This window comes from Alteromonas sp. KUL49, from assembly GCF_006538345.1.
Classification (GTDB): domain Bacteria; phylum Pseudomonadota; class Gammaproteobacteria; order Enterobacterales; family Alteromonadaceae; genus Alteromonas.
In genome coordinates this window covers 248051-272656 of sequence record NZ_BJKL01000006.1, presented here as the reverse complement: position 1 = coordinate 272656, position 24606 = coordinate 248051, and the positions used below count along the sequence as shown (strand labels likewise).

Below are 24606 nucleotides of genomic sequence, written 5' to 3'. Positions count from 1 at the left end.
CCGTCTGTAGGCGTAGTTAGTTTTTAGTAGTTTTCCAATTCACACATCAAAACACAACAGGACAAGGGAGAATGTTACCTTTTGTTACTTTGCGTTGCATTGGTGAAAAGAACCCATCGTGTTGCCTCTATAAGCTTAGTGTTAGTTTGAGAACATAAGAACTTGGAGAAACAGTGATGGAAAGGCTAGATAAAGTAGGAGTAAACTCAACGGCAAAGGCCATAGGCATATTGCTGCTTGTACAAATGTTTGCAGGTATTTGGCTTAACTTCTTTTTTTATAAACCATTGTTTGCCGATCCGTTGGTACTTAGCAAGGATACACTAAATGCAATGATCGGCTTTGGCGTTTTGCTGGCAATAGCGTTAAGTGCCATTAATTTCACCATTTGTATGGCAGTACGAAAGTGGCTACATGGAAGGCTTAAAAATCACTTTATTTGGGCATTGAGCTTAGCGGGGCTGGCGCTGTGTCTCACTATTTATGAGAGCGTTCAATTTTCAGAACTTGGTGCTTGGATTGTCTACGCCAATGGACAAGCTGCCGAATCACTGCCTATAGCTGATGAACACATTCGTCAGGTGCTCGCCATCGGCAGAAATAAAGCGCATTTTATGGCCATTCTGATATCTAGCGTGAGTATTCTAGCTTTCTACAGTTTACTATTGAGAGCGAAATTTCTTCCAACCCCTCTCATGTGGTTTGCTGTGACAGCCTGCATATTGCAAGTTATCGCGGTTGCTCACGCGCAGTTTGACCTAACTATTCCTATGCTCCTGCAGCTTCCATTGGCAATAAATCAGTTAGTATTGCCTCTTTACTTACTTTTTAAAGGGTTTAATCAAGAGCAGCTATTTACTGGGGAGCAAGCCAGTGAATAGCTTGGTTTATTTACACATTCTCGCAGGAACCATCGCTATTCTGTCTGGATTTTGTGCACCTTTTACCAAAAAAGGACAGCGAGCGCACAGGCTACTGGGGTTAACATTTATGGCGTCTATTTTGATGCTTGGGTTAAGCGGTGCAATAGTAGCCCATGTAAAAGACATACCACTGTCTTTTATGAATGGTTTATTGATTAGCTATTTCATTGTTACGTCTTACAGCACAATTAAGCAACCAGCACAGCGTGTACATTTTGTCGATAAGCTAATGGTTATATTTGCCCTGTTACTCACTACGGGCTTTGTGTATTACGCCCACAAAGCTGCAAACACTGAGAGTGGTGAATTAGCAGGGTTTGGAAGTGAGGCATTTATTGCCTTTGGTACGGTTGCCTTTGTTTGTACCTTGTTGGATTTCCGCTTTATCTACAAAAAAGGTTTGGCCGGAAAACAGCGAGTGTTAAGGCATTTGTGGCGTATGTTTTTCCCATTATTAATGTCTACCGCTGCATTTTTTTTAGGACAGGCAAATCGCCTTCCAGAGGCTCTCCAACAGATAGAAGTGTTATTAATACCTGTCGTATTTGTGGTGGTGATTATGATGGTGTGGATTTTGATTGTGGTTAAAGGGCGAGTGAAAAATTAACTTTTTCGATTAGATATTTGCGGTATTATCAGGTTTACAAAATAATGGAATCTTGATTTAGCAAGGAGAGCTCTGGTGTCAGTCCATGGTTTTGCTCAAGGCAAACATCTTCTTATCGACCTTTATGGTGCAAAGCATTTAACCGATCTTGGCTTTATTCAGGAGCAGTTGAGCAAAGTTGCGCAGCTATGCGGTGCAACTTTGCTGGATACACGATTCCATGAATTTGGTGAGAATCAAGGCATAACGGGAGTTGCACTACTCGCCGAATCTCATATCAGTATTCATACATGGCCCGAAAATGAGTATGCCGCTATTGATATATTTATGTGTGGTCAATGCAATCCTGAACTAGCAATCACACCGCTTACCACTGCTTTTGAAGCAACCAAAGTTGATGTTTCTGCTCATGCAAGGGGAAGCCTTCCTTCAACCCTAGCGGTATCAAATCAATAATTATTAATCACCACTCTACAAGGCATTAATCTATGGACTTTGCGAACGTATCCGAAATATTACTCCCTGCCGTTGTCTATCTAGTATTGTTTGCGGTGATTTTTCTCGCCGCAAAATGGGCAAAGGATTTGTTTACGTCTTATAGCCTCAATAAAGAACTTGCCGAACACGATAATGCTTCTATCGCTCTCACGATGTCAGGGTATTACATTGCCGTAGCACTAATCTTCGTGAGTCAATTGGCTGGGCCTAGTTATGGTTTAACTCAAGATATATTTCTGGTAGGTGGTTACAGTGTGTTGGGAATACTTTTGCTGAATTTATCCCGATGGGTCAATGATAAGGCTATCTTACGAACTTTCTGCAATATTGAAAAACTCACTAAAGAACAAAACAATGGTGTTGGTGCCATTCAATTTGGTGTGTATTTAGCGACTGGGCTTGTGGTTTCAGGAGCTTTGAGTGGCCAAGGATCGGTATTGACCTTCTTTGTTTTCTTTCTGCTAGGTCAATTGAGTTTGGTTGCCTTCACTATTATCTATAACCTTGTAGCGCCGTATGATTTATATGCAGAGTTAGAGAAGAACAACTTTGCCGCCGCTGTTGGTTTCTCGGGAGCATTAATTGGGCTAGGCATTATTGTAAAAAATAGCGTGACGGGTGACTTCGTTGCTTGGAATACAGATTTGTTGTCTTTTGCTGGTAGTGCTGTTCTAGGGTTTATATTTTTACCTCTGTTGCTGCGCTTGGTTGATAGACTAGTCATTCCCGGAAAAAGCCTTTCTCATGAAATAACACACGATCAAAGTGTTGCTGCTGGCCTACTTGTGGCCTCAATTGTCATTAGCTTTTCGCTAGTACTTGTTCAATTGTTTTAATATGAATGGGTTTAAATAATGACAACTAAGCACAAGGAAATTGAGATCGGAAAGCTTGGAGTCGCATTGTGTCTCTTGGGACTTATTGGTTTTGCTATCGCAGGTTATTTTCGTGTACCACAACTAGTTCAGAAGCATACGGTGTCTCCTGTTCCAGCCAATAATTTGAGCAATATTGCCGAAGGTTCAAAAGCTCACAAAATCGGTCCAATTGTAATTGATAAACCTTATACAACATACGAAATAGAGACCAGAACAACCTTGAGAGCCAACAGTTGGACATTTGTTGAAGTGGTTGTAGAGGATCGTTTTGGCGAGTACCTGTACTCGTTTGGACAAGAGTTGTGGCACGAAACAGGGCGAGATTCAGACGGCCCTTGGCAAGAAAAAAGACATAATTTCGAGAGCAATCTGACATTCCCTGAAGCTGGCGAGTTTTACTTGAGCTTCATGGTGAGTAGCAAGAGTAATAGACATCCGTCGAAATTGTACGTGAAGCTCATCAAGCGTAATGGCAGTGCTGTGCTGCATTTTTGGATGGGTGTTCTGTTGATAATTGCAGGGCTTATTTGTATCGAAATTCAATACGGTATTTTTCAAAAAACCTTAGAAGCGACCATGAAAGATGACGACTAAAAAAAGCATAATCATCGCAAGTATTGTCATAGGTATTGTTTACTTGGTTATGGTGCCTTTTGCATCTAATGGTTACGGTTACATGGGGTATTACGGTTACTACAATGGACCTTCGGGTTTGTACTGGAATGATACCTACTATTACTATGAAAAAAGTAATCGCTCGGGAAGTGTATCCGGCACACATTCTCGCAGTGGTGGGCCAGGGCAAGGCAAGTGACTTCCAATACGAAACAGAGCAAAGCGCTGGTACATGCTGCGTTTGTTGCTGGGCTTTGCTCTATTGTTTACGAGCTACTTATAGCTACAACAGTATCCTACTTCCTCGGTGATAGCGTTACCTACTTCTCATTGACCATTGGATTGTATATGGCGGCGATGGGAGCAGGTTCGTATTGTTCGAAATATGTGAGTGGAAATCTAGTCACGCACTTTTTACTGTTAGAAGTGCTACTGGCGGCAGTTGGTGGGTTAAGCGTGCCAATGTTGTATTTGAGCTATGTAGCAGGTGACGTGTTTATTCCTACATATGTGGTTTGTACACTAGCGGTGGGTTTTCTTATTGGTATGGAAATCCCGTTTCTGACTCGACTCATGGAAGACTTTCAGGCCCTCAAATCTAACATCGCAAATATTCTCTCGTTTGATTATGTTGGTGCGCTGATAGCTACAATAGCTTTTCCATTTTTCTTGCTCCCCAACTTTGGTAATTACCAATCATCGCTAATTTTAGGTCTTATCAATCTTTCTATTGTGGTTGTTGTTGCGCGCTATTTTAAAGCCGAACTGAGCGGATCAAAGAGTAAAGTAAAAACTGTGTGTATTGCGGTTTTTCTTGTGTTGGCACTGGGTATAGTGATGACAAAATTTGCCTTAGAGCGCTGGGATGACGCGTTGTTCAATGGCAGGATTGTACATGCTGAACAAACTGTATATCAGAAAATTGTGATTACTCAGGAGCGTGACGATACTCGCATGTTCCTCAACGGCAATATTCAATTTTCATCGGTCGATGAGCACAGATACCATGAAGCTCTAGTGGTTTATCCAATGGCCTATATTGCTCAACCAGTAAAGCGTGTGCTGTTACTTGGTGCGGGAGATGGGCTAGCGGTTAAGCAATTGTTGAAGTATGACGGTATACAAGAGATTGTTTTGGTTGACTTAGATCAGCGTGTTGTTGAACTGGCTCAAGAAAACCCTTACCTAACGCGGCTAAATGAAAATAGTCTCGAGCATAAAAAGGTGACCTTAGTGCAAGGTGATGCCTTCGGCTATTTAGATGAAAATACGCAGGCTTTTGACCTCATCATCAGCGATTTACCTGATCCAAACAATATATCTTTAGCACGCCTTTACACGCGACACTTTTACCGACTTCTGTCTACGCGATTAACTCAAAATGGTGTTTTTGTTACTCAAGCTACAAGCCCATATTATGCGACAAAAGCGTACTGGAGCATCGTAAATACCATTAGGAGTGCTGGTTTCAGTGTGGTTACCCCTTATCATTCCGATATTCCCTCTTTTGGTAACTGGGGTTTTGTAATGGCAGCAGTTGATGCATCATCGATTATGCAGGAGCCACGAACTCTAGCGTCTACTCAATATCTAAATGAGGATATGCTTGCTTCCATGCGCATTTTTGCAAAAGATGTAATGTATGAAGACGCAGAGGTCAACAGAATAGACAAGCCTATTCTGTTGGATTACTACCTCGAAGGTTGGCGCACCTACGGCTATTAATTTCCTTCTGCCGTTTTGTCGCCAACGATAATTTGATGACTACAACGCCTTCTTAGTCGGCGCAATAACGTTGGCAAAAATAAGCCCAGCCACTAACGACATAAATATCAAAAACAGTTCTTGGCCCAAGTGTTCGGCTTGAACAAAGTCTTGTCCTGAAACAAATGAGTTAAGTCCAATATAGGTTTTTGAGCCGGGTACCAATACGATGAGTCCGTGCATGGCCACAATGGTGGCAGGTTGGTTTGCAATACGCGTGAACATATTGGCAAATATACCCAAGGCGAATGCGCCCATAAACGCACCCAAACCTTGCCCCATGTAATCAGAACTCCATGCTGTTGCACTGTATGCAATAAACGCCGATGCCAGCGCCCATGGAATGTGCTTTATCCGCGTGCGGAATATGGCGACAAGCGATAAGCAAAGCAAAAATACGGCTAACCAAGTTGCCCAGTAAGGCAATGATTCAGCGGGCTGATACACGTTCTCGCCAAAAATACTAAATCCTGCTGAAACGCCAAGAAAGGCACCAAAATACAGTTTAAACAGCTGCATTACCGCATCCATGGTACGAGCAGTACCTGATACCATGTTACGTGATGACAGTTCCGCAAGGCCCATGGTTAAGGCAAGACCTGGCACAAAAACAATAACTGATGACATAACAATCAAAGGGATATTAATTCCTGGATCGAGGTAAGCACTAATCGCACAAGCGAGCAAACTACCCACAAAGGTAGTAACTGGCTCTAGCATAAGGTGTACGCGCTTGGACTTTTCTGCCCATAAACTCCACATATAAGCCACTAAACCCAATAGACCGGTCCAGCCGATTTCCGCCCAGCTTGCACCCATTAGCATGGCAAATGCGCTGGTAGACATGGCAAAGGAAAACCCAGTGATCCATTTACCGTAAGGACTGCCCATGGCGTCAATTTCATTGAGTCGTGCATTCGCTTCGGTAAGCGATAGCTTGCCTTCCAACAATTCGCTGGCAAGCTCATCGGTGAGCGACAAAGCGTTCATATCTAGGTCGCCGGGCATCAATCTGGCGGCGTGATTGTATTCGTCTTCGTGCTTGTCGCTCCACATTACAACTGCTAACGACGTGGGCGTAGAAGTAAACGACGCATGTACACCTAAATAGGTGGCGATATCGGTAAGATAGGCTTCCAAGCGAAACGACGGGGTACCATACTTGTGCAGCATTTTCCCAAGTTTTACTATAAATTTTCGAATTTGAATAAATTCAACGGTATCCATGTTTCGCCCTACCAGAACTACAAGTGGTGAATATTACTTCTCAATTGCTTAGATTAAGTTGTGCCTATAATTTCGGCAAATTGTAGTGGTAGAAAATATGGAAAACAAAACACATTTTTGTTTTTTACACTTAGAAAAAATAATGAGTTAATGTAATGTTATTGTTGAGTGGTTTGCTGGTATTTCTCTGTTTTATATTGGCTTTATCAGTATGGTAGCTAAATTATAAATATTAGTTCGACTAACAATCTGACAGAGACCGATTTTTTTCCCTTGTTGAGACAAAACTCCTCTTTCGCTTCCCATTGAGCACACGACCAATCAACGTAGGGCGTACTAGAATATCGTAAAGGACCAAGGATACCGCCAGAGTTACACCAGAAACCAGTAGCCATTTGAGCAACCAATGTAACGCTATTTCAGCAACGGCGATTTGTAGCCAAATGACTATCGGTAAGTGAATCAGATAAATCCAATAGGAAGCGTCTGAAAGGTACCTCAATAAAGCATTAGGTTTGTTGATAAACCTTCTACATATGCCAATGGAAAGCACTATCAACGACCACATCATCACTGCATAGGTAAACAGAAACAAGGCTTTGAGCATGGTGTATTGCTCGTGAGCGGGTTGCCATTCATAACCCGATAAGTGGATACATGAAATAACAGCAATACAAGCACAAACAAAGGTACTGATCCGTAACTTGGTAATGTGCTTGAGCATGTCGATGTGTGAGTGAAGCACCCAGCCGACAATAAAACAAAAACCGTAGAGCACTGTTACTGACGCCAGGGGCAAGAGGGATTTATCGGGTGTGTCTAAACCCCATGTATCCATATGCCAAAGCACAGCTGTACACGGTACGGCGAGCAATATTACTGCAAATGGACTCCGGCTTACCCAACGAGATGCACCAGCTACACAGCGTTTAACGTTACACTCAACACTGCTACTAAGTGAAAGTATCACTCGCAGGCTAACTACTACGGCGGTGATCATGAGCAAGTAATACAAAAACCAGAGGTGCGTACCTACTAACAAGTTACTGGGTAGTTCCAGCAAAGAGTGAACACCTTGAATAAGCGCAGGCCAAATATGAACGTCGCCCTGCATGCTCTCCATTCCCATCACCCAAGAGGAGACAAGTAGTGGGCGAAGGATCATCCATCCAAGTAGAAAAGGAACCCCAATTCTGACTAACCTAGATTTGAAAAAAGCCTTTTTACCGTATCGATAGTAGGCCAAATGACTAAAGAAGCCAGCCAGCAAAAAGAAGAGCGGCATGCGAAATGAATGGCTAATAAGCATAAATATCGCTACCGCTGAGCTTGTGGATACATCCATGACTGCCCACCCGATAAAGATGGGCACAAATGATAAGCTCGCATGAAAAACAACGCCCAGAATTAACGCCAAGGCACGCACCACGTCTAGATATTCAAGTCTGCTGTTCTGAGAGTTGTTCATCGTTTTATCTTTCGTTTTAGTTAGTAAAAAGTAACTTCGTCAACTTCAAAGCTGTAGTCTGCTGGTTGAAGGCTAAACGCGACGATGCTCAAGCTCGTGATGGTTTTAGTATTGAGGGCGACTTGTTCTGACCACATGCGCTTCATTGATGCAAATGGCACCTCTACATCGTGAAATTCGCCGTCAGTTTTCACAACAAGTGGCGCAGTGTGATAATCAAAGTTGGTAATTTCAGTACTATTGGCAGAAAGTGTTAAGTTGCCATGGTTAAGTTTGATTCTGAGCCTAATACCTTGGTAATTGCTTACATCTTGATGTTCGCCAAATGGTGCGAGAGGCAGAATGGCACTTGACCAGCCTGGTTGTCCGCGAGGTGGTACGATTTTTCCACTGAGGTGTATGACGCCTGAGGTGATTTGCTCTTCGGCATGGGTCTTTCCACCAGATAAGGTGTCGTTCATGAACTGCCTTTCATGGCCTAAACTATTGGTTGTGGTGTGACTAAAGTCATCCACCAGCGTGCCAACAGACTCGGCATGTACGTCGTAGGGGTTAGATACCGCGAGTGCAACTAACACGGGTATTATTAATTTTGCAGCGCTCAATAAAAGTGATTTCATCATTCAGTAACTCTTCGTTAGGGTTCAAAAAGCAATCCGCACAAGATTGCGGTGTAGTTACTGAATAAGTGGATCCTTGTGAGAATAAGGTGACAAAAAAAGTGAATTATTTTTTATTGGTGAAAAATTCACTAAAAATGAAAAAACTGTGTCACCTTTTACTAGCGACTACACACTTATTAAGTAAGCTCACTTCCTATCGACGAAAACTATGTTTAGAAAAAGCAACACTGCCGCGCAAATTGATGACTCAGCACTGGTAATACAGTCACTTGGAGGAGATCGAGATGCTTTTTGTGAAATCGTTGCCCGTTATCAAAATTTGTTGTGTTCACTGGCCTACTCGTCGGTGGGCGATATCAAGCTAAGCGAAGATATTGCGCAAGAGTCCTTTATAGAAGCGTGGAAGAAGCTCGATACCTTAAGAGAACCGCAAAAATTAAAAGCCTGGTTATGCGGTATTTTACGGTTCAAAGTCAGTCTTTTTAGACGCAAAGCAGATAAAGATGTTGGTAAGGCGGGACTCGAGATCACCGATGACGTCAATGTGACCGATGAGAGTGGTGATTTGGATAGCCAAGCCATACAAGATCAGCAAGAGACACTAATGTGGCGAGTGCTAAATGAATTAGATGAAACTTATCGTGAGCCACTCATATTGTTTTATCGCGAACAGCAATCTGTAGAGCGGGTGGCACAGGAGCTTGATATTGAAGTTCCCGCCGCAAAGCAGCGATTATCTCGTGGACGAAAGTTGCTAAAGCAAGCAATGTCTTCATTTGTGGAAGATGCATTGCAGAAAACCAAGCCCGGTGCCGCCTTTACGCTTGCCGTTTACACAGCTATCAGCGGTATTGCGCCGCCGGCGAAAGCTGCGGCTCTCGGCGTAGGCGCATCAAAAGCAAGCTCTGTGTTGAAGCTAGCTCCCTTTATTACGCTTCTGGCGGTGTTATCTGGCTTTGTCAGTGCGTTTTTTGGTTTAAGAGCAGGGTTAGACCAATCGCGTACCAATAATGAGAAACACTTTGTTATTAGAATCGTGGCAAGCTATATGTTGCTGGCTATTGTTTACGTGCTAGGAATGTTTGGTCTTAAACACTTAGCGCTTGAGTCAGAAAGCTCCGCAGCGTTGTACTCTGGTATTGCTCATACCTTGGTGGCCTTGTTTACCCTCAGTTACCTATTGCTAGCGTATCGAACGCCAGTCAGTCTCAAAAACCTCCGAGCTCGGGAGCGCTTGTTCAATCCGAAGGCTTTTTCTGACAGCAGCAATGATAAAAAGTCGCGAGAAACGATTAGTCGAATTCGTATTCTTGGCGCACCGCTTTATCACTTTCAATTTGGTTTGCCTGAACACGGCGAGCAGCCCGCGTTTGGTTGGATAGCGGGTGGTACTGAAGCGCGAGGATTACTCTTTGCCTGGGGTGGTGTTGCCATAGCACCCGTCAGTGTGGGAATTGTTTCGTTCGGTGTTATCAGTATCGGGGCTGTGGGTTTTGGTTTATTTAGTTTGGGCACTGTGGCTATCGGTGTTATCGCATTCGGCGCTTCAGCAATAGGCTATAAGGCGTATTCTTCGCTGTCTTCAATGGGTTGGGAAAGCGCCGTTAGTGGTGGATTTTCATGGGCTAACGATGCCGCTCTAGGAGCAATAGCTTTTGCAAAGAACGTTAATAATCAAGCTGCCGTCGATATCAGTCATCTAGACGCTTTCTCAAGTAATTATCATTGGGCGCTGTTGATTTTAGCGGTGTTCGTGATTGTTCCAGCGGTGTTGTATTCACACTCGGTGAGAAAAAGATTTCGACAGACAAGCTAACAGCAGCTTTGCTGTAGAAGTATCGTTTAGACAATCGCTTCTACAGCAATATTCACTAAAGCCAACAGCTCATCTTCACTGCGCCCACCCCGTGCTAGTGATGAGGTACCGTGCAAAAACGCAATAAAGTAGCGCCCTAGTTTTTCCGCAGACGTTCCGGCTGCTAAATTACCGCTGCTCTGTTCGGTTCTGAAAAAGTCGGTTAAGGCATTTTCACCAAAGTGGTTAGCTTGTTCTACGATCTCTGCCGCAGATTCTGGAAACTGCTCACCCTCTGATTCAGCAACGCACAACGAAATATAGCAACCTTTCGGTTTATCCGAATGACACTGACTACTTATTACAGAACGTAAATAGCGAGCCACGCGCTGTTTAATTGGTTCATCCCCACTTAACAAGTCAAAAGGAGGTGACGCGTAGCGATCAATATAGTATTGAGTCGCTTTAACAAACAGTTGCTCTTTGTTGCCAAACGCTGAATACATACTGGGCTTATTGATGCCCATGCTAGTAGTCAGGTCGGTTAAAGAAGCACCTACAAAGCCTTTCTTCCAAAATACCTGCATTGCACTCTCTAACGCTTTTTGCTGAGAGAATTCTCTTTGGCGCCCACCTGCCATAGAAATCACCTGAAAAATATTTGATCAAATTTATTGACATCAATCATACCGATCGGTACATTAAAAATCAATTGTACCAATCGGTACAAATTAATGGTCATTGAAAAGTAGTCATCAAAAGAATTTAAGTGTTAGAGGATCACATCATGAGTTTTAACGTAGAAAATCAAATCGCATTAGTTACTGGGGCTAACCGAGGCATTGGTAAATCCATCGTCGAATCACTTATTAGTCATGGAGCCCAAAAGGTTTACTTGGCGGTGCGAAATATTGATTCAACACAAGCGTTGGTAGAACAATATAAAGATAGAGTCGTTCCTATTCAGCTAGATGTATCAAAGCCAAGTGATATAGCCGCAGCGGCGCAAGTAGCGAGTGACGTTACTTTAGTGGTGAATAATGCAGGTGTGCTTGAGCTTGCCAGACCGCTAAGTGAAAATTTTGAAAGCGCGTTCGCATATGAAATCAATATCAATGTTTTAGGTTTGGTTAAAATGGCACAAGCTTTTACTCCGGTGCTTGAGAAAAATAGCCAAGATGCAGGAGCGGCGTTTGTTCAGTTGAACTCCGTTGCCTCAATCAAAAACTTCCTAGATTTAACCAGCTATTCAGCCTCTAAAGCTGCGGCTTACACAGTCACTCAAGGCCTCAAAGATGAACTTGCTGAGAAAGGCGTTCATGTACTGAGTGTTCACCCTGGTCCCATTGATACTGATATGGCAGCTCAAGTGGGTATGGAAGGTGAATCTGCTAGTGTTGTGGGTGATGGAATTGTGTCAGCACTTAAAGCGGGTGACTTCCACCTATTCCCAGATAGTTTAGCGAGAGACTTTGGTGGGGCTTATCAGTCTTTCGCCCAAAACATCATCGAAGCGACGGTTGAAGAAGCATAAGTCAAAAACGTGGGGTGCGTCGTGTGCCCCACATTTGATAGAATAGCGAGAAAGCTGGAAGCAAGCTAACTCGTGTGAACGCTAAATCGAAACTCCACCCTAGAAACAAGCATAACCAAGACTACGATTTTGGCCAGTTGTGTAAGTTCGTCCCAGAACTTACTGGCTTTATAGAGAGTAAATATGGCAAAAGGACGTTAGATTTTTCTAACTCTGATGCCGTTAAGTTACTCAATAAAGCCTTGCTCAAAGCCTATTATGATATTGACCATTGGGATATCCCGCCAGGCTTTTTGTGCCCTCCCATTCCTGGACGAGTCGATTACATTCACTACTTAGCTGACCTTTTGCAATCAAGTGTTAAAGGGAAGATAGACCACAAGAAAGTAAGGGTGCTCGACATTGGTACGGGGGCTAATTGTATCTATCCTTTGCTGGGCCACAAAAGTTACGGCTGGCGCTATGTTGCAACAGACATCGAAGCCCGGTCTGTAAAAATGGCAAAGCAAATCGTGAACGCCAACCAAGGTTTGTCTAAAGTCATTGAGATCCGTCATCAAAAGCAATCCAATCAGATTTTCCAAGGCATCATTAACGAAGGCGAAAGGTTTCATTTAACCCAATGTAATCCGCCTTTTCATAACTCCGCAGAAGAGGCCGCTCAAGGTAGCCAAAGAAAATGGAAAAACTTAGGAAAGAACACCAAAGTTTCTGACGGCAAAACTCCGGCTCTTAATTTTGCTGGCCGCTCTAACGAGTTGTGGTGCAAAGGCGGAGAACTACGCTTTGTCCGCAAAATGGTTCGAGAGAGCCAACACTATGCACAGCAGGTGGTTTGGTTTACCACGTTAGTGTCGAAGAAAGACAACGTAAGTGGCATTAAGCTCGCGTTGAAAAAGGTCAATGCGAAGCAAGTTAAGGTGGTTAAAATGGCCCAAGGTCAAAAAATCAGCCGCTTTATTGCGTGGAGCTTTTTAACGGCTGAGGAACAAGCCGATTACCGACTAGAAAACTAGAAGATGTATATCGAGCTGTAATAGTGATTGAATGTGCAGATATTGTGGAATACCGCTCGATGTAAATTTAAAGTGCTAGCGCTGCAGCCATTGAAGCATCAACATTTTCCAACCAATTTTCAGCGGTTACGGCGACTTCAATATCTGGGTTAACGCCTAAACCGAAACCGTGATCAGCAGCGTTTATTTGATAGCGGAAGACCGGTACACGGGTGGTGATGTTGGAATGTGGCAAGGTTAATGTAATTAATACACCAGCAGTTGGGCCAGTCGAGCTACCACCGGTTTTTTGACCGACTAGCGTGGCATTATCTTGCTCGCTTAAGTGGGTCAGTAGCATTGCGCTTCCTGACGAATTTGACTCGCTAGTTAACGCGATAAGTTGGCCGTCAAATGCTAGCTCATGGGGCTCTACCGTATCTAAATCATCGGTCAGAAATGCACGCAATGAGTAGTGTTGCTCGTCGCGCTTTGAAAAGGCAATGCGATAGGGATCTAAAACGCGCTCATCCCAGCTAGACAGATATGGGCGAATGCCATCCATATCGAGCGTCTTCATATACATATCGTTATACAGTACTTTCTCTTCGGTTAACAAAAAGCGCATCAATCCTTGGCTCGCATCATTTGAACCACCACCATTTTTGCGTAAGTCTACAATTAGCTTCTTAATTCCAGTTTGCTTAATTTGCGCAAACACTGGCGTGTAAACTGCTTCCGGATCCACCGGTTGGCGATAGTTAACAAAGGTATCGACTGCCAGATAAGCAGTGTTGGCATCAATTATTTCAAAGCGGATCGCGTCTTTGAAATTACGCGCGCCAGCGGCGACAATAGGAATTTTGCGATATTCGTCATAGTTGATTCGAGCGACAGTCAGTGAACGCACGTTGGCATCTTTATCTCGCACCCTAAGGGTTACTTCAGGTTTGTTTTGCCAAAGCATTGATCCAAAGTGGTCGACTGCGCCGCCATTAAATTCCAACGACTGTGCAACACCAGCATTGCGTGTCCATTCGGTATTACCGTCATAGGGTATGTACTGAATAACTTCTTCTACAAGATCGGTTAAAGGGCGGCCATCGATAGTTAATATCTCATCACCAATATTCAGTTGTTCAGTAGCACTCGCTGACACCTGAGTGATAAAACCACGCTGTTCTACCCAATGCCAACGAAAGGGCAAAAATACGCCTGTTGTTTTGCGCTGCTCGAGCAAAGCGGCTGGAATATTGGCTTTGGTATGGTCACAGTGGATGAGCACCAATACGCGTTGAATGGCCAAATAAAAGTCATTGACGTCGATCCCCTGCTGGTTGTTGATTTGCTCTCGCAACTGTTGCCAAGCCGCACGCATTTCACTCTCAGTTGCGTATCTCGTATAGCCAGGGTGAACGCGTTCGTAGACCTCTTCAATCAAATCGATTTCTTGCTGCGCTTGTTGCACGGTTAAGCGGCCTACCGATTCACCCGCTATTAGGTTAAATGACATAAATAAACAAAGGCTGAAGGCCAGTAAAATGTTCTGCGTTAAACGTGTTTTCATGATTATTCTCGTTACATGGAAAGTACGTAAATTATCTACCGCAGAATAATTAATGCGTCTCAACGCCTTTATTTATGCAGTTTTTAAAGAAATGAGACGTTAAGGCGCGAGATTCTGTTGACGAAACTGGGTGGGTGTTAGACCAACATAGAGCTTAAATACACGATTAAATGTCGACTTAGCAGCGAAGCCTGAATTCATGCCAGCGGTTAGTATTGATTGGTCGGTTTCTTGTAGCAGTATTTTGGCAAACTCGATACGACGTTGATTGACAAACTCGTTAAAGGTGCAGGACAAACCATTGTTAAATGCTTTAGAGGCATAAACTTCATTTGTGCCGATTTTGCTTGCCAGTTGAAGCAAGGAAAAATCAGGATCGAGAAACAGTTGTTGTTGGTCTATCGCTTGTGCCATTCGTTGCCCAAGTTGAGACCAATCTTTGGGAGGACTCGCTTTGCTCGACTGTTCCTCATCGCGAGCGGTTGAATCATCGAGCTTGGGAAAGTTTTGATTAAGACGTGTATAGGCATCCATTGCTAGCCAAGTAATGACTAACATAATGGCAATTTGAAATGGAAACGCGTCGATATACGACAACGTAGAAAAAATTGTTGTCAATTCCAATACGACATATACCGAAGCGGTTAATACGCTGGCTTTAAACAAATTGTCTAGCCAAGAGGGATCGCAAGCGACGACTTTGGCCGAAAACTGATCGAGATGGCTCTTGTATACGGGGATCGAGCGGCGCACATGAACCAACGCAAATAGCATTAATGCAACACTTAAGGCAGTTTCCAAAGGTAAAATGTACGGTTCATGGAAGGCGTCGTTAAATGCCCATTTTTGTTTGTAATCACCTAAGAAAAGGAATGCCCAGCTATAATAGGTAGTCTGCAATACACCTGGCACTAGTAGCCACTTACGCCAACCAATAGGTTGTTGATGCATCAAACTGTAGCTATGCAAATATAGCAATGCCCCCAGCCAGCATTCGGTATTGAATGGGAAAAAGGTCAAGCCTGGCCATTGAGCATAAAATCCGGCAAAGCCAATAATCTGTGGTACAACATCAATTGCGCAGCACAAAAAGAACGCGCCTAACCATTGGCTAGCGCGTTTTTCTTTACCATTTCTAATCAGACGCCACGCATAGCGCACCACGATACAACAGATGACTAGCATCATTGCTGTGCGCCAATTGAAGTAGAGGTTCTCCACGCGGAATCCTAATAGTTTGGTCTTTTTAAGTTTTGAGTACAGAACCTATTTTAGTCTGTTGATTCTACTCTGTTGTTGGCAATATCAGGTTCAATGATGACGTATCTATTTGATAGGCCTGCTTAATATAATGTAGCGCTTTTACAGGCTCGTGCTTTCGCTCGAAAATGGCTGAGAGCTTTTCAAAGTCTTCTTTGTTTGGGTTTAACTTGATGGCACGTAGTAACGCTTTTTCAGCCAGTACGTCATCATTTGAATTAAACGCAACAGCACCAAGGGTAGAGTACAGATCGGCGTTTTCATTGTCGGCTTTGATCCAACCTTCAAGAGCTGTGATTGCCGCAGAGGCATTGGGTAGATTCAGTTGACGCATGAGTCGGCACAAGCTTGGTTCGGGCCCTTTCTTTTGCCATTCCACAAGCATGATTTGTGCATCTGAGTGCATGCCTTGGTCAAGTAATTGTTCGGCATACGCAGCGCGCAAACCAACATCGATACGTTGTTTTCGAGGTAAACTTAACCAGTAGTTTTTTAGTTCAGCTGCCCCTTGTTTACTGGCGATTTCGGCAAATTTTCCTTTTGCCATGTGCTGAGACCAGTTAATCACGTCTTCTTTTGGCAGTACCTTTTTCCAGCTTTGTAAGTTGGTTTGCAGGGTTTGCCACTGATTGAGCTTGGCGAGAAGTTGGGCCTTTAATTTGACCACTTCGCTATTTTTGTCGTGAGGTTCAGCAATGTCGTCTAGCAGTGCTAGTGCTTCCTTTGACTTTTCTTGCTTGTCGAGCAGCTTGGCTTGCATGATGGTCGCAGCCAACTTAGATTCGGGATACTCACTGGCTTGCACTAGGAAGTAGTTGGCTTTTCTATCATCGGTGGCGCTTTGTGCTGCTGCCAAATAATTCACACCGCGAAAATCCCCTTGGGTTGTTTTTTCGAGCGCCTTTCGCGCAGATTCACGATCGCCTGTGGCAAGGGCTTGTAAACCTGCATAGAAAGCCTGCTGTCGTTTACGTTCACCAAAGTAACCAATCCAGCGGTGAGAGCCTTTGAAGAGGCTTATACACCAAAGTAATATTCGAACGAAAATCCAAAGTCCTATTAATGAGGCGGTTGATATAAGAACGACACTGACGATTGTCATTTCGACAGCGGTATCACCCAATACAATCAATACGTAGCCCTTATCACCGCCCAGCAGCTTAGGCCCAGCCATCATAGCGATGACAAATAGCCCAAGAACAATGACCAATTTGATTAGTATCTTCATAGTGCGTTCGCTCCCTCACCAAAGACTTGACGCACTCGTTCATCAAGTAACTCGGCGAGAGGTTGCTGAGAGACAAGCTCGGTAGGTACGACGCGAGTCACATCTGTGCTTGCTAGGTTTTGGACCGCAGTTAAGTAACCCACCACCTGACTGTCAGTATTGTCAAAACGGCTCACTATAATACTGTTGGCTTGTGTCAGTGTTTGCTCAAACAAGGTGGCGTTGTAATCTAATGCCGCAGCTTGTGCCTGCATTAGTTGGTATCTTAGTTGCTCTCGAATGAGCCATTGTGTTTCTTGGGTAAGCACCGGCTCTACTGGGCCTGATAGGGTTTTTACGGTAAAAAAGTCCTCTACCATACTGTCCCAGACTTTACCTAGGTTGGCTTTCCAGTCTGCCGTTGACTCACTCAGTTCGTTATCTTGAGCGTTAATGTCGACGGGCTTTTCAAATACATTGAGAGGTAGCATATCCACTTGTGAGAGCAATCCTGATACTGCCAGTGCTACCGAACTAACCGACACACTGTTAGCTTGTTGCAGAGCTTGAATATCTTCGGCTATTTTTGCGCGAACGGGGAGTAATGACGGGTCAGCCAATGATGCTAATCGTTTGTCGGCGTTTATAAGCAACATGATTGCTGTGCGTATGTCGTCGTCGAGCCATACTTTTCGTCCAGCCATACGCACCAAATAATCTGCTTCTGCGATAAGCCAGTCTGCAGGACGGCGGCCCTCCAACGATTTCATTTGTTCCAGAGTGGCAAGGTTTTGTTGTTCAAGCGCGAGGTTTTGTGCTTCTAACAAAGCCACGGATTCACTGAGTTGCGAGTTGGTATCGGCTAGCGCTTGTAGCTGAGATTGAGAGCCTTCGAGAGTTGCCTTGAGTTGCTGCACGGCCATGCTATTCGCAATTTGAGCCTCATTCGCCAACTGAGCTTGGTTAGTGGCTTGAGTGTAATACCAATATGCACCACCACCGAGCGTGAGAATACAAACAAACAGAAAACTAAAGGCCAGCCATAATAAGCCTGTGCCGTTACCCTTAGCCGTTTTTTGGGGGTGCTTTGGGCTGTTGGGGTAGGGGCTGAAACTGTAGAGTCTTTACTATCCATAGGTGAAGATACGCTGGTTTGAAGACCCGTTTCTTGCTTATCGGTCATTTAATACTCCCAATTGTCCTTTATCCAGGCAATAAGTGCGTTGTCTGTAGCGCCATTGCACACAGCCACCGAGTTAATTCCTTGCTCGCGCAACGCGTCTGCGACCCGTTGGCTTATGGTTAGCCAAGGTAAGTTAGCCAGTGTGCTTTCGGCGTTAAGTAATTGTTTTGCTAAATGCTCACTGGTAGCGATAATGCCGCTAACGTCGCTAATTTTCCACTTATTTGTAAACACTGGCGTTGGCAAATCTATGCGTTGGTATACGTTACACTCTATTGCACTGTGACCACGTTCATTAAGTGTAGTTGCAATATGATGCCTTCCACCTTCTCCTTTCATAATAACCACTTGTTTACTGGTATTACCATCAAGTTGATGCATGCTGAGTATACCCTCAGACGTATGGTATAAAGGCGTTAAAATATTATGCGCTGGCAGCGCTTGCTTGAGTGCGTGGGCGGTGGCTGTGCCAATAGCAATGATCTGCATCGCATTGAGGTTGATACCGCTGGTCAGTATTGGTGAAACGGCGTATACACTAGTAACAATAACCACATCAATGGTCGCATGTTGCGAAAACGCCGAGTGGATACGAGCGGAAACGTCATTAGGTTGTTGAATGTCGGTGGTGGCGACGCCAATGCAGGGAACGCCCGCGTCCTCAAACGCTTGCTGGCTGGCAGCGAGTTTGGGTAACGGGCGAGTTAGGATGAACATTTAGTCGTGAAGTGCCTTTAAGATTTCACCCGCGCCTTGTGACAATAACTCTTCGGCCACTTCAATACCGACTTTCTCTGCATCTTTCACATCACCCGACACAGTGGCATATAGCAAGGTACTGCCATCAGACTTTCCTACCATACCGTTTAGTGTGACAGTACCCTCTGATAACGTAGCGAAACTGCCAATGGGCACCTGACAACCACCCTCTAGCCGAGCGTTCATCGCACGCTCTGCAGTGACTCGGGTATTAGTTTCAGTATGATTAAGCGGAGCGAGCAGGGCGATAAGCTCTGCATCGTCATCTCTACATTCAATACCCACAGCGCCTTGTCCAACCGCAGGTAATGAAATAGCCTCTGGCAGCTCTGTGCGAATGCGGTCTTGCATCTCTAAACGAATAAGGCCGGCGGCGGCAAGAATTATAGCGTCGTATTCACCAGCATCTAGCTTGGCTAAGCGAGTATTGACGTTACCGCGAAGGTCCTTGATAACCAAATCGGGGCGGTGTTTTCTCAACTGGCACTGACGGCGAAGGCTAGATGTACCCACCACTGCACCCTGTGGTAAGGCGTCCAAGTTTTCGTAGGTGTTCGACACAAACGCATCAAACGGATTCTCTCGCTCACAAATAGCGTGTAAACCAAAACCTTCAGGAAATGCTACAGGTACATCTTTCATCGAGTGAACTGCAATATCCGCACGGCCTTCCAGCATCGCCACTTCAAGTTCTTTAATAAAAAGCCCTTTACCGCCAATTTTGGCCAAAGGCGTATCAAGGATCTTATCTCCCTGAGTACTCATTGGAACGAGCTCTACCGCAATATTAGCGTGCGCTTCGAGTAATTTGGCTTTTACATATTCAGCTTGCCAAAGTGCAAGGGCACTTTTTCGCGTAGCAATGCGAATTGTGCGAGTAACTTGAGTGTCTGTCATGATTGTCCTGCAGCATATAGACGATTGCCATAGTGTACAAAAAACCTAGCACTTGCGCATTGACTTCAAACAACTAGTGCGGATTTACACCAAGAATGAGAGTGCATTCCAAACACGCTGTGAACCCATCCTTGGTTTTGTAACAGCACCGCTGCAAAGTTCGAGATGCAAGGGGAGCCAACGCAAAAACGCCGTAAATACTTCCCTGTAGGCTTGGCACTGGCATCCATGCCAGTGACATTTTGCTTATGACTCTCCCTTACACCTCAAACTTTTTTCAACCATTGCTGGGTACTAATGATGATGAATTCGGGATATTGGTTCATCCCGTATAGGCACTTGCTAATCTCGTCGGTGCTTGGTTTCGGAATAATGAGAGTACTTTACCAACTCATTTAAATAGACGTCTTTTCAGAAATCGAAAAAGGGAAGATTCGAGGAATAACTACTACTCAACTCGGTTCAGTATGTATAGAGCATATGAGTATGGTAACTACAGTGAGAGTGGGCGAATTCATTACAAACCTTTCGCCGCAAGGATGCGGCGACAGAGCGCCCAAGGATGGGTTCACAGCGTGTTTGGAATGAATTCGCCTACTCTCGCGAGATTCAGATTAAGCCAATACCTTCTGAAGCCATGCTGAAATGTCGTTGAGTTCTTGCATGCATACGTTGTGCTGCATGGTGTAGGTTTGCCATGTAACATTGAAGCCATTGTCTTTGAGGGCTTGATAGGCGGCGTTGCCCATGAACACGGGAACCACTTCGTCTTGGTCGCCGTGTGCCATCATTACTGGCGTAGACTTGTTGGTGTCAGTGGCTTCCGTAGGTAAGCGGCTGGGTTCGCACATATAAGTCGATAGCGCGATGACGCCCGCAATTTTCTTTGTAATGCGTGGTAGTAAGTGCAACGCAATAACACCGCCTTGTGAAAATCCAGCTAGCACAATACGTTCTGGGGCGATGCCATTGGCGATTTCAGCATCCATCAACTTTTCTACCATAGCTGCCGACGTCAGTACGCCATCTAAATCTGCTCTGCTTTCAAAATCGAGGGGTTTTAATGTCGTACCATGCACGCATGCGCATGCCACCGTTTACGGTGACAGGGCGCTCTGGAGCGTGAGGAAATACAAATCTAACTGACATTGATTCTGGAAGTTTCAGTTCCGGGACTATGGGGGCAAAGCCATGTCCGGAGTCACCTAATCCATGGAGCCAGATCACACATGCATCAGCTGGTTGTTCTGGAGTGATATCGACGTAGGGTAGTTGAGTCGGTGTCATGCTTTGTGTGTTCCTTTTGTGTCTCTCTTTTTTAGCCATATGTCGCGATCAATTCGCACTTTTATTTTTGGCTGACAGTTTAGTTACGTTGATTTAAGTTAATGAAAATCATACGCATTTAACATTAAACGTGCCGTAGGGCTTATGCGTTCAATATGCTACTATTAGCGCTTGAATTCACCCTTTATCTGAAAAATATTCGCATACATGGCTTCGTTATTAGGTAACCTCTTTATACTTGCTGCACCATCTGGTGCAGGAAAATCTAGTCTTATTAAGGCGTTAATGGAAAAGTATGGCGCAAATGCTGCTAATCCAATGCAAGTATCTGTTTCACACACAACACGTGCCCCTCGTCCCGGTGAGGTAAATGGTCAGCATTATCACTTTGTCGACAAGACAGAATTTGAGGCGTTAATAGAGCAAGGTGCGTTTTTTGAGTGGGCTGAAGTATTCGGCAATTACTACGGTACCTCTAGAATTACCATTGAGGAAACCCTGCATAAGGGCATTGATGTATTTTTGGATATTGATTGGCAAGGTGCCCGTCAAGTGAAGGAAGTACTGCCAGATACCTGCGGTATTTTTATTCTCCCCCCATCACTCGATGTATTGAATGAGCGTTTAAACAATCGCGGTCAAGATTCTCAAGAAGTGATTGCGGGAAGAATGAGTAAAGCGGTGGATGAAATGATCCACTATGATGAATTTGATCACCTGATCATCAATGATGATTTTGATACGGCACTTGGCGAGTTGCATGGAATTGTCACCGCACAACGGGTACGAACCATAAAGCAGAGTATGCGTCATAGCTCGCTAATTGCTGAGTTGACTAAAAAGCCTTGATCTTGTTGGTGTAAAATCACACAAACCGCTAGGATCGCGGTATACAACAGTGTATACTACGCGGCCTTTTGAATTTAATTGCACAACCTAGTTTCGGAGAAATACATGGCTCGCGTAACCGTAGAAGACGCCGTAGATAAAATTGGTAACCGCTTTGACCTAGTATTGGTAGCTGCACGTCGTGCGCGTCAAATCGCTACTGAAGGTAAAGATCCTATGGTTGACGTGCAAAACGACAAGCCAACGGTTACTGCACTTCGCGAAATCGAAGAAGGTTTAGTGACTGCTAGCACGCTAGAGCAAGACGAGATCCGTGAACAACAGCAGCAAGAACATGCTGAGTTTGCATCTGTCGCTAACATTTTATCTGATCAGTAAGACTTTCCCTCATTTGAGGGGCAGTAACGTCAAATAGAGCGCCAGTGCCGTGAAAAAGCACTGGCGCTTTTCTTTGTTTGCTTGGCTTCACGCATAAATCTACGTATTCTTAATAATGGGTAAATAATAGGAATTTCATCGCACTGTGTATTTGTTTGAAGGTTTGAAACAAAAAGTCACTGAATACTTGTCTTCTGAGTTAGTTCAGTTGGTGCAGGACGCATTCGTTTTAGCGCAAGAAGCGCATGATGGTCAGATGCGTTCAAGCGGTGATCCATACATTACGCATCCGGTTGCAGTAGCGGGCATTCTTGCCGATATGCACCTTGACCATGAAACTATCATGGCGGCTCTGCTTCACGATGTAATAGAAGACACCCATTACAGCAAAGAAGATTTGGCAGAAGCGTTTGGTGATACCGTAGCTGAGTTGGTAGAAGGCGTAAGTAAGCTCGACAAAATTGCCTTCAGCAGTAAGCAAGAAGCACAGGCTGAAAACTTCCGCAAAATGATGATGGCTATGGTTCAAGATATTCGAGTCATCCTCATCAAACTAGCAGACAGAACGCACAACATGCGTACCTTGGGTGCGCTTCGCCCTGATAAGCGCCGAAGAATAGCGCTTGAAACTCTCGAAATTTACGCACCTATTGCCCATAGATTGGGTATTCACGATATTAAAAATGAACTTGAAGACCTAGGTTTTCAAGCCATGTATCCCATGCGTCATCGAGCGCTGAAGTCAGCAGTACGTCAGGCACGAGGTAACCGCCGAGAAATCATTGAGAATATTCGCGAAGAGTTAGAAACTCGGCTCCAGTCCAACAACATCAAGGCTGATGTGTTAGGGCGAGAGAAGCATTTGTATTCCATTTACCGCAAAATGAAGAACAAAGAGCTTATGTTCAACGAGGTTATGGACATATACGCCTTCAGAATCGTGGTGGATGTTGTTGATAGTTGCTACCGCGCCCTTGGTGCAATGCACGGTTTATATAAACCTATTGAGAATCGCTTTAAAGATTACATCGCTATTCCTCGTACCAATGGTTATCAGTCCTTGCACACGTCGTTGATTGGGCCACACGGTATTCCTGTTGAAATCCAAATTCGTACTACTGAAATGGATCACATGGCCGACAAAGGGGTTGCTGCACATTGGCTATACAAAGAACCAGGTGATAGCGGCACCACAGCTCAGCTTCGCGCCCGTAAGTGGATGCAATCGCTGCTCGAGCTGCAGCAATCTGCCAGCTCGTCTTTTGAATTTATCGAGTCGGTGAAAACAGATCTATTCCCCGACGAAATCTACGTATTCACGCCTGATGGCCGCATTATCGAGCTACCTATGGGCGCAACAGCAGTGGACTTCGCCTATGCCGTGCATTCAGATGTGGGTGATACCTGTGTGGGTGTTCGCGTAGAGCGCAGAAACTACAGCTTGAGTAAACCACTGGAAAACGGTCAATCGGTAGAAATTATTACTTCACCTAAGGCGAAGCCAAACGCGAACTGGCTAAACTTTGTAGTAAGTGCTCGAGCAAGAACCCATATTCGCCAGTATTTGCGTAAACAACATTCTCAAGAAGCGGTAAATATGGGGAATCGCTTACTTCGACATGCGCTGGGAAGCGTGAAGTTAGATGATATTGCCCAAGAAGACATCGACCGTGTTGTAGCGGAAACCAAGCACGATAATTTTGATGCCTTGTTAATTGATATCGGTGTAGGTAACGAACTCAGCGCAATTGTTGCACGACGTTTGATTGGTGAATCATCAGACGTAGAGGATCGCAAAGGTAACGTGGCCATTCGCGGTACTGAAGGTCTGTTGGTTAATTTCGCTCGTTGCTGCCATCCAATTCCTGATGATGAAATTGTTGCGGTACTTAGTCCTGGCCGCGGAATGACAATTCACCAAACCGGTTGTAACAACATTCGCAAACTGACCAAAGAAGAGCCCCAGCGCGTATTGCCTATGCAATGGGACAGTGAGCCTCAAGGCGAATTTAAAGCGTCATTGCGAATAGAGTTGTTCAACCACCAAGGTACCCTTGCTACGCTCACTAATATGATCTCTGGCTGTGACTCAAATATTATTGGTCTGCAGACTGAGGAAAAAGAGAGTAATATTTACTTTATTGATATTGAATTGACTACCCACAATCGCGTTCATCTTGCACGGGTAATGAAGAAAATTCGCACCATGCAAGAGGTTCAGAAAGTGTCTCGTCATAGCCAGTCTCGACATTAGCGCGATCATTATCGCGCTTTTTTATTTTTAGGATGCAT

General features: G+C 44.5%; 23 protein-coding genes and 1 pseudogene. 13 read left to right on the top strand and 11 right to left on the bottom strand.

Going from position 1 to position 24606, the window contains the following annotated elements; genetic code table 11:
* Positions 1-176: 176 nt before the first annotated feature.
* The 7 genes from EYS00_RS12655 (at position 177) to EYS00_RS12625 (ending at position 5246) form a co-directional block, all read left to right on the top strand.
* The gene (locus EYS00_RS12655) at positions 177-881 is read left to right on the top strand and encodes a DUF4386 family protein (RefSeq protein WP_130637123.1); all 705 of its coding nucleotides are present in this window, start codon (positions 177-179) and stop codon (positions 879-881) included.
* Positions 874-1530, top strand: a complete 657-nt coding sequence (locus tag EYS00_RS12650; RefSeq protein ID WP_130637121.1) for a hypothetical protein — start codon at positions 874-876, stop codon at positions 1528-1530. The genes EYS00_RS12655 and EYS00_RS12650 overlap by 8 nt, the downstream gene beginning before the upstream one ends.
* 75 nt (positions 1531-1605) lie before the next feature.
* Positions 1606-1986, top strand: a complete 381-nt coding sequence (gene speD, locus EYS00_RS12645; RefSeq protein WP_207301704.1) for an adenosylmethionine decarboxylase — start codon at positions 1606-1608, stop codon at positions 1984-1986.
* Between the two features lie 32 nt (positions 1987-2018).
* Complete coding sequence (locus EYS00_RS12640; protein WP_130637116.1) at positions 2019-2864, top strand: DUF350 domain-containing protein; 846 nt, start codon at positions 2019-2021, stop codon at positions 2862-2864.
* Positions 2865-2882: 18 nt separating this feature from the next.
* On the top strand, positions 2883-3500 hold the full coding sequence (locus tag EYS00_RS12635; protein ID WP_130637114.1) for a hypothetical protein: 618 nt from the start codon (positions 2883-2885) through the stop codon (positions 3498-3500).
* Positions 3490-3720 carry a hypothetical protein gene (locus EYS00_RS12630; RefSeq protein WP_130637112.1) on the top strand — a complete coding sequence of 77 codons (231 nt, stop codon included), beginning with the start codon at positions 3490-3492 and terminating at the stop codon, positions 3718-3720. The genes EYS00_RS12635 and EYS00_RS12630 overlap by 11 nt, the downstream gene beginning before the upstream one ends.
* Positions 3717-5246 (top strand): polyamine aminopropyltransferase, encoded by a 1530-nt coding sequence (locus tag EYS00_RS12625; protein ID WP_181412801.1) that lies wholly within the window; start codon positions 3717-3719, stop codon positions 5244-5246. Before EYS00_RS12630 ends, EYS00_RS12625 begins: the two co-directional genes overlap by 4 nt.
* A gap of 39 nt (positions 5247-5285) precedes the next feature.
* Here EYS00_RS12625 and EYS00_RS12620 read toward each other — a convergent pair whose 3' ends face one another.
* From EYS00_RS12620 to EYS00_RS12610, 3 genes are all read right to left on the bottom strand, one after another.
* Complete coding sequence (locus EYS00_RS12620; protein WP_130637108.1) at positions 5286-6512, bottom strand: threonine/serine exporter ThrE family protein; 1227 nt, start codon at positions 6510-6512, stop codon at positions 5286-5288.
* Between the two features lie 241 nt (positions 6513-6753).
* A complete protein-coding gene (locus EYS00_RS12615) occupies positions 6754-7980 on the bottom strand; it encodes an acyltransferase family protein (RefSeq protein ID WP_130637106.1) in 1227 nt (408 codons plus the stop codon).
* 20 nt (positions 7981-8000) lie between these two features.
* Complete coding sequence (locus EYS00_RS12610; protein WP_207301703.1) at positions 8001-8603, bottom strand: CIA30 family protein; 603 nt, start codon at positions 8601-8603, stop codon at positions 8001-8003.
* Positions 8604-8811: 208 nt separating this feature from the next.
* On the opposite strand from EYS00_RS12610, the gene EYS00_RS12605 reads away from it, so the two are divergent.
* Positions 8812-10419 (top strand): RNA polymerase sigma factor, encoded by a 1608-nt coding sequence (locus EYS00_RS12605; protein ID WP_130637104.1) that lies wholly within the window; start codon positions 8812-8814, stop codon positions 10417-10419.
* A 26-nt stretch (positions 10420-10445) separates the two neighbouring features.
* Here the strand turns inward: EYS00_RS12605 and EYS00_RS12600 are convergent, their stop codons facing one another.
* Positions 10446-11039, bottom strand: coding sequence for a TetR/AcrR family transcriptional regulator (locus EYS00_RS12600; protein WP_130637102.1), 594 nt, complete (start codon positions 11037-11039; stop codon positions 10446-10448).
* A gap of 146 nt (positions 11040-11185) precedes the next feature.
* On the opposite strand from EYS00_RS12600, the gene EYS00_RS12595 reads away from it, so the two are divergent.
* Together EYS00_RS12595 and rlmF are read left to right on the top strand one after the other, a co-directional pair.
* A complete protein-coding gene (locus tag EYS00_RS12595) occupies positions 11186-11932 on the top strand; it encodes an SDR family oxidoreductase (RefSeq protein ID WP_130637099.1) in 747 nt (248 codons plus the stop codon).
* 74 nt (positions 11933-12006) lie between these two features.
* Positions 12007-12948 (top strand): 23S rRNA (adenine(1618)-N(6))-methyltransferase RlmF, encoded by a 942-nt coding sequence (gene rlmF, locus EYS00_RS12590; RefSeq protein WP_130637097.1) that lies wholly within the window; start codon positions 12007-12009, stop codon positions 12946-12948.
* A 67-nt stretch (positions 12949-13015) separates the two neighbouring features.
* Here the strand turns inward: rlmF and EYS00_RS12585 are convergent, their stop codons facing one another.
* From EYS00_RS12585 to EYS00_RS12555, 7 genes and pseudogenes are all read right to left on the bottom strand, one after another.
* Positions 13016-14494, bottom strand: coding sequence for a S41 family peptidase (locus tag EYS00_RS12585; RefSeq protein ID WP_130637095.1), 1479 nt, complete (start codon positions 14492-14494; stop codon positions 13016-13018).
* Between the two features lie 99 nt (positions 14495-14593).
* Positions 14594-15715, bottom strand: coding sequence for an AraC family transcriptional regulator (locus EYS00_RS12580; RefSeq protein WP_130637092.1), 1122 nt, complete (start codon positions 15713-15715; stop codon positions 14594-14596).
* Positions 15716-15779: 64 nt separating this feature from the next.
* A complete protein-coding gene (locus EYS00_RS12575; protein WP_130637090.1) occupies positions 15780-16982 on the bottom strand; it encodes a heme biosynthesis HemY N-terminal domain-containing protein in 1203 nt (400 codons plus the stop codon).
* Positions 16979-17878 carry a uroporphyrinogen-III C-methyltransferase gene (locus EYS00_RS12570; protein ID WP_219995995.1) on the bottom strand — a complete coding sequence of 300 codons (900 nt, stop codon included), beginning with the start codon at positions 17876-17878 and terminating at the stop codon, positions 16979-16981. Before EYS00_RS12570 ends, EYS00_RS12575 begins: the two co-directional genes overlap by 4 nt.
* Before the next feature lie 266 nt (positions 17879-18144).
* Entirely contained in the window at positions 18145-18861 is a 717-nt protein-coding gene (locus EYS00_RS12565; protein ID WP_130637086.1) for a uroporphyrinogen-III synthase, read from the bottom strand.
* Positions 18862-19800: a hydroxymethylbilane synthase gene (hemC, locus tag EYS00_RS12560; protein WP_130637084.1), complete on the bottom strand. Its 939-nt coding sequence runs from the start codon at positions 19798-19800 to the stop codon at positions 18862-18864.
* A gap of 614 nt (positions 19801-20414) precedes the next feature.
* Positions 20415-21087 (bottom strand): annotated as a pseudogene (locus tag EYS00_RS12555) (alpha/beta hydrolase).
* A gap of 207 nt (positions 21088-21294) precedes the next feature.
* Between EYS00_RS12555 and gmk the strand changes: the two are divergent.
* The 3 genes from gmk (at position 21295) to spoT (ending at position 24568) form a co-directional block, all read left to right on the top strand.
* Positions 21295-21936 (top strand): guanylate kinase, encoded by a 642-nt coding sequence (gene gmk / locus EYS00_RS12550; protein WP_130637081.1) that lies wholly within the window; start codon positions 21295-21297, stop codon positions 21934-21936.
* A 105-nt stretch (positions 21937-22041) separates the two neighbouring features.
* Positions 22042-22314 (top strand): DNA-directed RNA polymerase subunit omega, encoded by a 273-nt coding sequence (rpoZ, locus tag EYS00_RS12545; protein WP_130637079.1) that lies wholly within the window; start codon positions 22042-22044, stop codon positions 22312-22314.
* Between the two features lie 145 nt (positions 22315-22459).
* Complete coding sequence (spoT, locus tag EYS00_RS12540) at positions 22460-24568, top strand: bifunctional GTP diphosphokinase/guanosine-3',5'-bis pyrophosphate 3'-pyrophosphohydrolase (protein WP_130637077.1); 2109 nt, start codon at positions 22460-22462, stop codon at positions 24566-24568.
* Positions 24569-24606 lie beyond the last annotated feature (38 nt).

Bases quoted from the DNA above. Each gene is read 5' to 3' on its own strand.
- EYS00_RS12575 (WP_130637090.1), bottom strand. From the start codon at position 16,982: ATGAAGATACTAATCAAATTGGTCATTGTTCTTGGGCTATTTGTCATC.
- EYS00_RS12600 (WP_130637102.1), bottom strand. From the start codon at position 11,039: ATGGCAGGTGGGCGCCAAAGAGAATTCTCTCAGCAAAAAGCGTTAGAG.
- EYS00_RS12630 (WP_130637112.1), top strand. From the start codon at position 3,490: ATGACGACTAAAAAAAGCATAATCATCGCAAGTATTGTCATAGGTATT.
- EYS00_RS12610 (WP_207301703.1), bottom strand. From the start codon at position 8,603: ATGATGAAATCACTTTTATTGAGCGCTGCAAAATTAATAATACCCGTG.
- EYS00_RS12635 (WP_130637114.1), top strand. From the start codon at position 2,883: ATGACAACTAAGCACAAGGAAATTGAGATCGGAAAGCTTGGAGTCGCA.
- EYS00_RS12595 (WP_130637099.1), top strand. From the start codon at position 11,186: ATGAGTTTTAACGTAGAAAATCAAATCGCATTAGTTACTGGGGCTAAC.
- EYS00_RS12655 (WP_130637123.1), top strand. From the start codon at position 177: ATGGAAAGGCTAGATAAAGTAGGAGTAAACTCAACGGCAAAGGCCATA.
- EYS00_RS12615 (WP_130637106.1), bottom strand. From the start codon at position 7,980: ATGAACAACTCTCAGAACAGCAGACTTGAATATCTAGACGTGGTGCGT.
- gmk (WP_130637081.1), top strand. From the start codon at position 21,295: ATGGCTTCGTTATTAGGTAACCTCTTTATACTTGCTGCACCATCTGGT.
- EYS00_RS12585 (WP_130637095.1), bottom strand. From the start codon at position 14,494: ATGAAAACACGTTTAACGCAGAACATTTTACTGGCCTTCAGCCTTTGT.
- EYS00_RS12620 (WP_130637108.1), bottom strand. From the start codon at position 6,512: ATGGATACCGTTGAATTTATTCAAATTCGAAAATTTATAGTAAAACTT.
- EYS00_RS12640 (WP_130637116.1), top strand. From the start codon at position 2,019: ATGGACTTTGCGAACGTATCCGAAATATTACTCCCTGCCGTTGTCTAT.
- rpoZ (WP_130637079.1), top strand. From the start codon at position 22,042: ATGGCTCGCGTAACCGTAGAAGACGCCGTAGATAAAATTGGTAACCGC.
- EYS00_RS12565 (WP_130637086.1), bottom strand. From the start codon at position 18,861: ATGTTCATCCTAACTCGCCCGTTACCCAAACTCGCTGCCAGCCAGCAA.
- hemC (WP_130637084.1), bottom strand. From the start codon at position 19,800: ATGACAGACACTCAAGTTACTCGCACAATTCGCATTGCTACGCGAAAA.
- EYS00_RS12605 (WP_130637104.1), top strand. From the start codon at position 8,812: ATGTTTAGAAAAAGCAACACTGCCGCGCAAATTGATGACTCAGCACTG.